Annotated in this window: 11 protein-coding genes; 7 read left to right on the plus strand and 4 right to left on the minus strand. The window is 41.1% G+C overall.

The window, feature by feature from the left end:
• Positions 1-382: 382 nt before the first annotated feature.
• Entirely contained in the window at positions 383-1,642 is a 1,260-nt protein-coding gene (locus OEX01_01120) for a hypothetical protein (protein ID MDH5447593.1), read from the minus strand.
• Between the two features lie 203 nt (positions 1,643-1,845).
• Between OEX01_01120 and OEX01_01125 the strand changes: the two genes are divergently transcribed.
• The 5 genes from OEX01_01125 to uppS all read left to right on the plus strand — a co-directional run bounded on the left by OEX01_01125 (position 1,846) and on the right by uppS (position 6,344).
• Positions 1,846-2,541: an acetate--CoA ligase family protein gene (locus OEX01_01125; GenBank protein ID MDH5447594.1), complete on the plus strand. Its 696-nt coding sequence runs from the start codon at positions 1,846-1,848 to the stop codon at positions 2,539-2,541.
• Positions 2,542-2,634: 93 nt separating this feature from the next.
• Complete coding sequence (locus tag OEX01_01130) at positions 2,635-3,498, plus strand: hypothetical protein (protein ID MDH5447595.1); 864 nt, start codon at positions 2,635-2,637, stop codon at positions 3,496-3,498.
• A gap of 96 nt (positions 3,499-3,594) precedes the next feature.
• Positions 3,595-4,782, plus strand: a complete 1,188-nt coding sequence (locus OEX01_01135; protein MDH5447596.1) for a DUF373 family protein — start codon at positions 3,595-3,597, stop codon at positions 4,780-4,782.
• Entirely contained in the window at positions 4,769-5,548 is a 780-nt protein-coding gene (gene mtnP, locus OEX01_01140) for an S-methyl-5'-thioadenosine phosphorylase (GenBank protein MDH5447597.1), read from the plus strand. The genes OEX01_01135 and mtnP overlap by 14 nt, the downstream gene beginning before the upstream one ends.
• Before the next feature lie 13 nt (positions 5,549-5,561).
• Positions 5,562-6,344: a polyprenyl diphosphate synthase gene (uppS, locus tag OEX01_01145; GenBank protein ID MDH5447598.1), complete on the plus strand. Its 783-nt coding sequence runs from the start codon at positions 5,562-5,564 to the stop codon at positions 6,342-6,344.
• Between the two features lie 7 nt (positions 6,345-6,351).
• Here uppS and purB read toward each other — a convergent pair whose 3' ends face one another.
• Positions 6,352-7,713: an adenylosuccinate lyase gene (purB, locus tag OEX01_01150; GenBank protein ID MDH5447599.1), complete on the minus strand. Its 1,362-nt coding sequence runs from the start codon at positions 7,711-7,713 to the stop codon at positions 6,352-6,354.
• Between the two features lie 89 nt (positions 7,714-7,802).
• Here purB and OEX01_01155 point away from each other — a divergent pair, with 89 nt between their 5' ends.
• Both OEX01_01155 and OEX01_01160 read left to right on the plus strand, forming a co-directional pair.
• Entirely contained in the window at positions 7,803-9,254 is a 1,452-nt protein-coding gene (locus tag OEX01_01155; protein MDH5447600.1) for an asparagine synthetase B, read from the plus strand.
• A gap of 3 nt (positions 9,255-9,257) precedes the next feature.
• Positions 9,258-10,328, plus strand: a complete 1,071-nt coding sequence (locus OEX01_01160) for a histone deacetylase (GenBank protein MDH5447601.1) — start codon at positions 9,258-9,260, stop codon at positions 10,326-10,328.
• 3 nt (positions 10,329-10,331) lie between these two features.
• Here OEX01_01160 and OEX01_01165 read toward each other — a convergent pair whose 3' ends face one another.
• The gene (locus OEX01_01165) at positions 10,332-10,514 is read right to left on the minus strand and encodes a 4Fe-4S binding protein (GenBank protein MDH5447602.1); all 183 of its coding nucleotides are present in this window, start codon (positions 10,512-10,514) and stop codon (positions 10,332-10,334) included.
• A gap of 81 nt (positions 10,515-10,595) precedes the next feature.
• Complete coding sequence (locus OEX01_01170) at positions 10,596-12,332, minus strand: hypothetical protein (protein MDH5447603.1); 1,737 nt, start codon at positions 12,330-12,332, stop codon at positions 10,596-10,598.
• Between the last annotated feature and the right edge of the window lie 58 nt (positions 12,333-12,390).

Genomic DNA, 12,390 nt, shown 5'->3' on the forward strand with positions numbered 1-12,390 from the left:
TGAGACATTGATAGCTTCCAATATCGTACTGGAGATTCACACTTTCAAAAGCGCCTCGCTTATATAGTCAAATGAAACAAGATGTTTTTTGCCAATCATGGATTGCAAACATATCTATTATGCGCGCTCAAGCTGGCTGTGCCTACTGTTGATTCTGTGCTTCGTAGGGCTTCACATATTTTGGAATGGTATATTTGTCATTTCCCAAGCAGAATCTATTAAAAACCAACTTAGAACAAGGATAAGATAATTTCTTGAGTGAAAGAGAATTGATCTCTTATTTTTTTCAGTTATTTGCTCGGGCTAACAAACTCTTCCTTTTAGACGAGGGAAAGTTTCATTAAACGTGCTAATACTTGGATTCTAGGCTTATGGTGAATTTTCACCTAAAACTTATGTTAACATTTCTTTCTAAGATGTTATATATTGATCTCTCTAGCATTTTCTTTTGTTTTTTGGCCTTCTCCAGTAGTTGATCATGCTCCTTTTTCGAAGCGTCAAGCTTAACAGTAGCCGTTTTTTTCCGTTTTCGCAATTCCTTAAGCCTCTCTCGCAATTGTTTAATCTTTCTCTGTGCCACTTGCGTTTCTTCTGAAGACAGTAGTTGCTGATTTAAAGAGAAAGCATGTGCACAATTTTGGTGTAGATCATCCAACGTATTCTCGTTTAGAATTGCGTTGATTTCCTCTCGCCCTTTTCTCAAACGGCTACTTTTCAGTTTAAGTTTTCCCTCATCCATCGCACGTTTTATCTTTTTCAGTATGCTTTTAAGTGTCGGGTAACCAGGCTCCTCAGTAGCGAAAGCGATAAACGGATCGTCCAAGTACTGGCTAAGCTTTTCTGCCTCTTCAGATTTAAGAGTGTACCCGGGACCTCTTGTCAAATTCGCAAACTTCAGAAAAGGTTTTCTAAAATGCCTAAAATCATAGTTCACCTGTTTCCTTAGCTGCTGAACCCTTCGGTTCATCTCAGCGAGATCGCCAAGTTCTACACTGTCCTTAATAGATTCGATGGTTTGTTCGTTTTCTTCTATCTTCTTCTGAAAAGATTGCATCTTCTCTTTAATTCCCGCCTTACGCCCTTCAACTTTACTTAGTTCATTCAGTAACCTCATCGTTTCATCAGTCTCTAAAAACAGCTCTTCTACGACTCGTGCTTTTGAATAATCGCCTGACAGAAAAACGCTTAACTCGGAGATTGAACCTGCCAGTCTGCTGAATGCGAAGTCAACTCTCTTTCGCGCTATAATAAACAGAGGTGAGATTCGGGGAAACCAAGCATTCCTTTCTCTCGCAATGGAAGAAAACATTTTCTCTAAATCTTTATGCAGCTTGTCTAATTTATTGAAAGACATTTCTTCTGGAAAAACAATTTTGTCGATCTGTTTTAGAAAATACTTGGAAAGTTTTTCCGTCACTTTAGCTTTGCGAACTGCCTTCCCACTTTCTATTCCTTTTTTTCCTTCTTCTGCCAATTTTTCACAAATCTCACGGGCATCGTCTAGTCTCTCCTTGATTTTATCAACCAATTTCTTATGTTCTTCGTTAAGGGGCTGCAGAATGCTGGGTGTTTCTCTTTTAAGCCACGGCTTAAGTTCTTTGATTTGTATCTCAAGGTTTGTGGAAATTATTGTCACCTCCATGTCTAGGGTGATGGAACAATTTAAAAATAGGCAAAGTTGCTATTTAGAGGTTCCCACAAAAAGGCACCTAAGGCATTGTTATTGAAGGCTATAGCAATCCTGTTTCTTACTCTCGGCAACCCAAAAGTTTACAATCTAGGCAACAATTAAGGCTAAAATATCCGAAACCTCTTGCTTCTAAAGGAGCAAAGGAAAGTTGGATTATGAAGAGAGTCTCAGAAATCCTTGCTAATGTACGTATAGAAAACAGGAAAAACCTGTTGGAACCCGAAGCCAAGGCTATATGCCAAGAATATAACATTTCAGTCACAAGGTTTAAAGTGGCTAAAAAAGAGGGAGAAGTCGTCAAATTTGCTGAAGAAATCGGCTTTCCAGTTGTGCTTAAAATTGTTTCACTCGGCATTATCCACAAATCAGATGTAGGTGGTGTTATGCTGAACTTGAAAACTGCTAATGAAGTAGAGCAAGCTTACAGAACGATTCTCACTAACGCGAAGAAACATCAGCCAAACGTAGAAATATCGGGGGTCCTTGTGCAAGAAATGGCTCCGCAGTCAACTGAAGTCATAGTGGGTGCTATCAAAGACGATCAGTTTGGGCCATCAGTAATGTTCGGTCTAGGCGGAATTTTTGTAGAAATTCTAAAAGACGTGGTCTTTCGCGTCGCCCCTGTGTCAAAGCAAGAAGCCGAGTTGATGATTACTGAGATAAAGGCTTATCCAGTTTTAAGGGGATATCGGAACCAGCCGCCTCTCGATACCAACGCCATAGCAGATGTAATAGTTAACACGTCAAAACTTGTAATGGATTACCAAGAGATAAAGGAGTTAGACTTAAACCCTGTGATGGTCTACGAAAAAGGAGCTAAAACGGTTGATGCAAGAATCATACTTGAATAAAGTTGTTTTAAACTCGTCGAAAAGCGAAATTCTCTCAAAGCTTCAAATTCTATCAGCAATGCCTCTTTTCGAAGGTTAGACGGGGCAGAAAAATTGTCTAACGAAATAACGCAAAAAATCAGAAAACTAAGCCAAGAACTCAAATCTCTTAGAGAGAAACGGGACTCTTTCAATAAAGAGGCGAAACAATGGGCTGAAAAAAGAGATACAATTCACAAACAAATTAAGGATTTGCGATTGGAAGCTACAAATATTAGAGAACGACGAGATGCAATGAATGCAAAAGTAAAAGATTTAAAGTCTCAAAGAGATCAAACGATAGCTCTTATAAAAGAGGAAATCGAAGAAACCAAGCAATTAAAGGAAAGGTTACGCCTTCTAACCGCAAAGAAACCAAAGCGAGCTGCAAACGCTATAAGAAGAGAAAAAGAAGAAATTGAATGGGAGATTCAAACAACCTCCTTAACACTTCAAGAAGAAAAACCCCTCATCGAAAAAGCAAATCAACTCGAAATCAAACTTAACATTTACCAACAAATAAACGATGCAAAAGAAAAAATCACGGAGTTACAAAACGAAATAAAGATAATGGACGAAGAAGCGAGACTTTTCCACACACAACTTTCAGAACTAGCCCAACTAAGCCAAGAACACCACAATAAAATGATGGAAACCATAAATAAGGCAAAAACGTTACAAACCGAAGCAGACAACCATCATCAAATTTTCCTTCAAAATAAGCAAAAATCCCAGAAGATTCACGCAAAATATGCTGAAGTTGAAAAGAAAATTAAAGCACTAAAAAAAGATTTGGCAGAAACAGAAGAAAAAAGAAAAATGCTGCAGCAAGAAGAAACACGAAAGAAGTTAAAGGCAAAAGCGTTAAAGAAACTAAAACAAGGCGAAAAACTTACGTTAGAAGAATTCAGGCTCTTAGCGGGAGAAGAAACGACTTAATTTTCAAGTTAAATACTTATACTACACACGAAGTTTCTTATTAATAGAACATAAAGTTAAAGTTGCAACAGTCTGAAAGAAAAGTGGAAGCTTTCAATGGCGTCAAAAGAAAAAGAAGAAAGGCTACTGATTTTATGCGTTGACCGAGATGGCGACATAGACGCTAAGACTGGAGAAAAAACTCCTATATTAAGCAGAGAGAGAAACCTCGATGCAGCAGTGTCTTTAGCCTTGAAAGACCCTGAAGAACCAGACGCTAACGCCATGTTTGAAGCTGTGAGAGTCTACGACCAACTTAAGAAACAAGGGCAACCTCACGAGAATTTCCAAATTGCTACAATCTCCGGCTCGCAGTTACTTGGTGTTGAAGCCGACAGGAAGCTGGTCAGAGAATTGAATGAAGTTTTAGAGACTTTTCCAGCTAACAGCGTAATACTTGTAACCGATGGCTACTCAGATGAGGCAGTTTTACCACTGATTGAATCGAGAGTACCTGTCACATCCGTTCGGAGAATAATCATCAAACACAGTAAATCCATCGAAGAAACTGCGGCATTGTTCAGTAAATATCTGAAGATGCTCACCGAAACCCCACGCTACTCAAGAATCGCCCTCGGAGTCCCTGGGCTCCTTCTAATAATATTAGTTGCAATGTATTTGGGTGCAGGTGCACTCTGGATATATTATACATGGATATTTTTTCTGATAGTTCTGGGAGCCATTCTTCTCGTAAAGGGATTTGGTATTGACAAAGCAACTATGCATTTCATTCGATGGATTAGAGAATATGAACCACCTCCACTTCCCGTTCAAATTGCAGGTTTTGCTTTCGCTGCGGGAATCATCGCCGCCACTGTCGGAGTATTTCTAGGAATAAACGGAGCAGCAGAATTGGTTGGCACACCACCAGCAAATCTGGAGCAATGGCTGGGTTTGCTGCCAAGTCTTACAGGTGAATTTATTGAACAAGGCATATACCTAATAGTCATTGGCATTTGCGTCGTATTATCTGGAAGAACCATCCGTTGGTATTTTGAACGGGATATTCGGCTTCTACGCACCTTAGTCATCATCGTTGTGATTGCTTGGTCTTCACAAATATTTAGTCAAGTTTCATGCATTCTTATCGATCCTACGGTGGCATGGGCTGAACTTGTCTTCACCATATTCATTGGCATATTGTTAGCCATCGCCACATCTCTCGTGGCTCTTGTAATAAACATAAAGTATGGTAGCTTCTTCAAGAAGAGGAAGAAGAAAGTTGAAGAATTTGAGCAAAGCTAGCGTAGCAGTTATTGGCGGTAGTGGCTTTGAGGGTTTTCTGAAAGAAGTTGAACATGTTCGAGTTGGAACTCCATACGGATTTCCCTCACCAGTTTCCATTCGAAAATTCGAGAGAAAAACTGTGGCTTTTCTTCCCCGCCACGGTTTAAATCATACAGTCCCCCCTCATCGCATAAATTATCGCGCTAACATCTTTGCTTTGCATATACTTGGAGTGAAGCGAGTTTTTGCGACTAATGCCGTAGGCGGCATCAATAGACGCTTAAAGCCAGGAGACTTTGTGGTTCCTCACGATTTTGTGGATTTCACTAAGCATAGGAAAGGGACTTTTTATGACGATGCCCCTGTGACACATGTCGATATGTCTCAGCCGTATTGCTCCGAGATTCGCAGTGCTTTGATAGAGGCTGTGAAACATGTTGGAGAAAACGTTTGGGATAGGGCAGTTTTGGCCTGCACCGAAGGCCCACGATATGAAACGCCCGCAGAAGTTAAGATGCTTCGGAGTTTTGGATGCGATGTAGTAGGAATGACTGGCTTACCTGAAGCTGTTCTCGCGCGAGAGTTAGAGATGTGTTACGCTTCGCTTTGTTATGTTTCTAATATGGCTGTTGGATTACAGAAATGTCAAACCGTCAGCGAACTTACTCGAATTGCAGAAAAAAAGAAGCTTATTATTGAGCAAGTTTTAAAAGAGGCAATTTCTTCTTTACCAAAGACGCATGGTTGCATTTGTGCTCGTGCCTTAGAGGACGCACAGCTTTGAGGTTTCGTCTATTATGTTAAAAGGCTTGCTTTCGGCGATTGGTGCTTACAAGATTTACGAGCGATGGCTGTGGTACCAAGTTAAAGGCGGCAAGATGCCGGAGCATATTGCTATTATTTTGGATGGTAATAGGCGCTGGGCTTCTGAGCGATTGCTTGAGTCGTGGGTCGGTCATCAGTATGGAAGTGCACGAGTTAGTCAGCTGCTTGATTGGTGTTTGGATCTGGGAGTACGGTGCGTGACTTTATATTCGTTTTCTACTGAAAATTTTGCACGAGAGCCACAAGAGGTTGAAGAGATTTTTCGCATTGTTAAGGAGAAGTTGCAGGAGATTTTAACCGATGAGCGCATTCATAAGAATAAGGTTCGAGTGAAGATTATTGGACGAATTGAACTTTTACCTAAGAAACTGCAAGAACTGATTCGGGAAGCAGAGGAGGCTACGCAAACCTATGACAAGCAGTTTTTGACTGTGGCTTTAGCTTATGGAGGGCGAGCTGAGATAGTGGATGCCACTAAGAAGATTGCTGAGAAGGTAAAACAGGGAGAACTGCCTGTAGAGAAGATCGATGAAAAAGTGTTTGAGAAGTTTTTGTATACGGCTTATATGCCAAAGCCTGATCCCGATTTGATCATTCGGACTAGTGGAGAGGAACGGTTGAGCGGATTTTTGCTGTGGCAGAGCGCCTACAGCGAGCTGTGCTTTTTGGATGCGTTTTGGCCTGATTTTCGGCGAATTGATTTGTTGCGGGCAGTGAGAACTTATCAACAACGTAAACGCAGGTTTGGAAAGTAGACAATATTCACGCTCTCGCCTTTCTTTCCTGCCGTGTTTTCTTTATCATCAGTTCTACCTGTTCGACAGCGGTTCCTAAATATTTCTGTGGGTTAAGGGCATCGCTAATCTCTGTTTTTGTTAAGAATTTCCGTATTTTTTTGTTCTTAACTAAAACTTCTTTGAAATGGCGGTTTTCTACTTCGCTCTTTATTGTTAGTTTTCTGAGAAGTTCATGGGCTTCTTGGCGGTTCATTCCCTTTTGCACAAGCGCGGTCATGACAGCCTCAGACATCATCCGCCCCCCTGTTATTGTCAAGTTCTGCCTCATCCGTTCTTCGTCAACTCGCAAGTCGGTTAAGATGTTGATCATCAGAAATAACATGTGATCAACTAGAATGCAAGCCTCTGGAATTACGAAGCGTTCAGCTGAGGATTGTGTTAAATCTCTCTCATGCCATGTTACAACGTTCTCAAGTGAAGGTATAATCAAGCCTCTCAGAACTTTCGCTAATCCACAAACTGTTTCACAAGTCTCGGGGTTATGTTTATGCGACATTGTAGAGCTGCCCACCTGTTTCTTATATTCGAAAGCCTCGAACAGTTCCGCAATTTCCGGTCGTTGCAATTCCCGAATTTCGGTGGCAATGTTGTCTAAAGAGGAAGCAATTATGGCTAGAAGACAAACGAGTTCTGCGTGGAGGTCGCGCTGTACAATTTGTGTGGAAATGTCAGCGTGTTTTATGCTTAGTTTTTTCATTACAAGTTCTTGAATCTCAATGGCGTGTCGTCCCAACCCTGCTTGGGTCCCTACAGCACCAGTCATTTTCCCAACCAGCAAACGTTCACGACATTGCTTTAATCGTTGGATGTTTCGAGCGTTTTCTCGCATCCAAATCGCAAATTTGAAGCCTAAAGTTATTGGCAGAGCATGTTGACCATGTGTTCTGCCAGTTATAATTGTTCCTTTGTACTTGTTGGCTTTTTTCATCAAAATTTGTTCTAGAGCGTCTAATTTTTGCTCAACAAGTTTTACAGCATCCTTTAGCATAAGCGCCTTTGTGGTATCAACGATGTCGTAGCTTGTTGCACCTAGATGAACATAGGCACCGCTTGGGCCACTTTGCTCGGCTAAAGCTCTGACAATTGATGCCACGTCATGTTTAATCTCACGCTCGATAGCTTTGACACGTTCAAGCTTAACGTATCGCACCGAAGCTTTCTGCATAATTATTTCTGCGTCTTTTTGCGGGATATTCCCAACTTCGGCGTGTGCCCATGCGAGAGCAGCTTCAACGTCTAACATTCGCTGAAGCTTATTTTCTTCTTCGAAAATCTGTCTCATCTCTTTGGTTCCATAGCGACCAGTGTCAATAGGGAGAATCGGCATTCACCTACCCCTAAACATGTTAATACAATACTGCTTTAAAGATTAGGCTTTTTACTATTTGCTCTACACTTTACAGTGGAGAAAGACGAATGGGTGCTTTAATTGCTGCTGTAGACAAAAAAGACTCAAACATCTCTGATGCAGCTATTACGATGCTCGAGATGCTAAGCCACCGAGGTTCTGATGCCTTCGGAATTGCTTCGCCCCATAGAACTTCAATAAAAAGCACTGTAGAGGAGCTACAGAAAGAACACATAGACTCGAACGCTTTGATAGGTCACAATTTTGGCAAAACCCTGTCTAAAGATAAAGCTCAACCTGTCCAAAATCGAGATTTCACTCTTGTTTTTGAGGGACGCTTGTTTCCCGCTCCTGCAAAGAATGAAGCGGAATACGTGATTAATAAGCTCATTAATGTTGAGAACAAGGCAGTGTATCTCCTTCAAAATTTCAATGGTGCCTACTGCTTTGCGATAGCAAAAGATGATGAAGCTGTAGTGGGGCGAGATACTGTTGGAACATGCCCACTTTATTTCGGTGAAAACGAAGACATTTGCGTTGTAGCTTCGGAACGCAAGGCCCTGTGGAAAATAGGTGTAATAGAGGCTAACTCGTTTCCGCCTGGAAAACTGGCTGTTATCAATAAGAAAGGATTCTGTTTTAAAACCGTTAAAACTATAACCCAGCCACCTTTGCAAAAAGTGGACATGAAAACTGCTGCACAACAGCTCAAACAAGTCTTGCTTAAATCAACGAAAGAACGCGTTTCAGATGTTAAAGATGTCGCAGTGGCTTTTTCTGGAGGCATCGACAGTAGCATAATCGCCTTTCTGGCTAAGCTATGCCATGTTAATGTGCACCTAGTTTGCGTAGCGCTAGAAGGACAAAAAGAAACTGCCTTTGCGGAGCGTGCTGCAAGAACTTTAGGCTTACCTTTCCATTACGTAGCATACTCTATTGACGATGTGAAAGAAACTCTTCCAAAAATTCTGTGGTTAATCGAAGAACCCAAACCTGTAAACGCAAGCATTGCGACACCCATTTTTTGGGTTGCTGAACAATCAGCTAAACTTGGCTTTCGCGTTTTAATGGCAGGACAAGGAGGAGACGAACTTTTCGGCGGATACCACCGCTACCTCGAAGACTATGCGAGACACGGTTTAGTTGGCTTACAGAGAAGACTCTACCAAGATGTGGTTTCGTCCAATGAATCAAACTTTCAAAGAGACAACAAAGTATGCGCTTTTCATAAAGTGGAGTTAAGGCTGCCCTTCGCTGACTGGAAGGTAATTCAACTCGCCCTAAGCCTCCCTGCTGACTTGAAAATTGCCTCATCAAAAGATGCACTACGAAAAAGAGTTTTAAGACAGGCAGCAAGAAAACTTGGAATCCCAAAGTTCATAACAGATAAACCAAAAAAAGCCATCCAGTACACAACAGGCGTAAATCAGACAATGAGAAAACTTGCTAAAAAGGAAGGCTTAACTCTGCGAAAATACGTAGAAAAGACCTTCTTGAAAACGTACAAAATGCTGGAATAAAAAATGGCGAAAACAGCCATAATCTTTACGCCTAAATATTATGAACACAACACTGGGTCCGATCATCCAGAAACTTCAAAACGGCTCAAAGTGATAATGAAAGAACTGGAAAAACTGAACCTATTTTCTACTGTGAGCAAATGTAAACTAGTTAAACCTGACATAGCCAGCATGGAAGATTTAAAACTCGTTCACACTCCAGAACACATCCAACTAGCAAAACGTATCTGTGAACACGGTGGAGGCTTGCTTGACCTTGGCGACACCGTAGTTTCTTCAGAAAGCTTTGAAGTGGCACGCTACGCTGTTGGAGGAGCAATAAAAGCTGTAGACCTAGTTTTGAGCAAAAAGTTTAGGAACGCCTTTGTCTTGGTTCGTCCGCCTGGGCATCATGCAGGACCATATTATGCTGCGGGTTTCTGTGTGTTCAACAACATAGCTGTTGCAGCAACACACTTGGTTGGAAGGTTTAATTTTGAAAGGGTTCTAATTCTAGATATAGATGCTCACCACGGGAATGGAACACAAGAAATCTTTTACGATACAGATAAAGTTCTTTACATAAGCTTACATGAAGACCCTCGAGAATTTCCTGGAACTGGCTTTGTAGATGAAATTGGGGAAGGTGAAGGACTAGGATATAATGTTAACATTCCCTTTCCCTTCAGAGTCAGCGACAAAGCATATCAGAAGGCAGTTGACGAGATTGTAGTCCCCCTTGTACGGCAGTATGCGCCTCAGTTTATTTTGGCATCTGTTGGTTATGACGGCTACTACGGCGACCCTGTGGCGAAGCTAAGCCTTTCTGCAACCAGTTACGCCTCAACCTTTGAGAAAATCATTGATTTAGCGTCAACTCTTTGTGAAGACAGATTTGTGGCCATGTTAGAAGGTGGCTACAACCTTAGACAACTGGGAAAACTTGTAGCGTTAACAATTTCAAAGATGGCGAGTTTCCCATACTCAATGAGGGATGAGAGTCCACCTGTAAGTTCAAGAGCCGAGAAACATGCAGAAAAGGTTTTAGAAGAAGTAAAGAAAGTACAGTCAGCTTTTTGGAGTTTAGAGCCGTAAAGCCTATTCTACGATTTCGATTGCGCCATTTGGACACTGAACTTCGCAGGCTCTGCAGACCAAGCATTCCTCTTGCTTGACAGGTACAGATTTTTCGTCTTTTATTTCAAACACTTCCACGGGACAGACGTCAACGCATGTGCCGCATCCATCACATTTCTCCGAATCTACTTGTACCTCAACCATTACTTGTCAACCCCTTAGTTTTAGAAGCTTAATGAAAGGACAGGTTTTTAATAAAAATGTTTGGGTCAGCGTTTGATGCTGCTATTCTCTAAGTCTCAAGATAAGCCCGTCTATTGTTATCCTTGCTTTCTCCCGTCTCTGCAAATCACCTTCAAGGAGTCGCCGATAGGTTTGAGCAGAAATTTCCCCACGTTTGAATCTGACTTCAATCCGCCTAATATCTGCCTCGATGTTGTCAAGCTCTGTTTCTGCAACTTCAAGCCGTCTCATCATGTCTGCATACTTCGCTCCACCGCTCATAATTCCCCGCTGCAAGTCTGCCAACTTTTTAGAAAGCGAGGAAAGCCGATTCTCTAGAGTAATTTTTCGCACTTTGTACCGTCGCCTAGAAATCTTGCCTTTTCGTGCTTTCTGTTTTATTTGCTCAAGTTCAGAAAGAATCTTCTTCTTATCTTCATAAGTCTCAACAAATTCGTTCAATGTTTTGCGAGGAACCAAAACTACTGAAACAGATACGGGAGCTTTGGGTCTTTGCCAAGCAAAAGCGATGATGGAGCCAATTATAACTAAGGCACTTGTCCAAAGCGTTGGTCGGAAAGACGCCCAAAAAATCGCGTAGCTGTAGGTGAAACTCCATTGTTCATTTTGTAGCCACGTGATGTTAAAGAGTGAGAGAAAAAGTGTTTCTTGAAAAACACCTCTTTGAATGCTAAATGTTCGCTGTGGGAAAGATTTAACTACAGCGCCTTCTGGGAAAATAATCTTTACAGTGAAGGTTTGTGGTATCATCTGCAAGTTTTCAGAGAGGCTAAGTGTCAGCATGTAGCTTTGTGGGTCTTGCTGAACAAGATGGTTTTCTCCAAAAAGATCGTAGACAACTCTGAAGCTTCTCGACTGATTTTCCACTAAATTAAGCGAAATTTCGTAGGTATTGGTCTCGTTTTCAAGAAGTTCAGCGTTTAATTTTTTTCCTTGCTCGTCGAAAGCGGAAACATCGCTGCCATCCTTAAGAAGCTGTAGTCTTATGTTGCTAACCGTGAAGGCTGTTTGGCTTTTTAATAAGAACAGCTCAGATAAGGAAATATGTCCGTTCGTATCTATGGTTATTTCTCGACTCAGTTTACTCACTGAAAAACAAGCAAAATCATCTTTAGTTTTAGAAGTAAAATTGACCTTTGTGGACATTCGTGCAAAATTTTGAAGGGGGCTTTCCGTGTAATTTAAATAGTAACGTTCACTCTTTTGAGTGGTATTGAAAGGAAAATCGTTGTCAGTATAATTTGCGTTTTTAGGCAAGATAACAGTAACATTGCACGTAGAAGCATTTTGAGCGAGGCTTGGATATAAAGGAAAATCAACTGTAAACGTATATTCTGTAGAAGAATCAATTAGGTCTGAAAAAATGAATATCACCGTGAAAGTGTAAGGTTGCCCATTATAAAGCAGGTCACGTACTTCATTAGGGAAAACTACCGTTACGCCGTAATATCCTACAACTCCCAGACCTGCGTCTAAAATTACATCCAACTGTTCATTGAAGTCTTCAGCATTATAAGCCATAGAAAAACGAAGGTTTGTTTTGTACTTCAGCGGAAATCCTATTGAAAAGTTCTCTATTGTGGCGTTTTCAGTTGTTGGAGATATTTTTATTGTATCGTTAATAAGGAGGATTCCACCATAGATCGGTGTTATTACGTGATCTATCCTGTCGACTTGGATTTGTGAAGGTGAGGTTGCATATGTAGTATGTGGAGAGAGTAAAAAAATTGAGCCAATTGAAAGGAAGAATATTAATAGGAATAGCGTTGCTTTTTTCAAGTTATATGCCTCTCATCAGGTCTTCCGTATCTATTGCGGACTATCCTTATTTACTTTC

This window comes from Candidatus Bathyarchaeota archaeon, from assembly GCA_029882535.1.
Classification (GTDB): Archaea; Thermoproteota; Bathyarchaeia; order Bathyarchaeales; family SOJC01; genus JAOUKM01.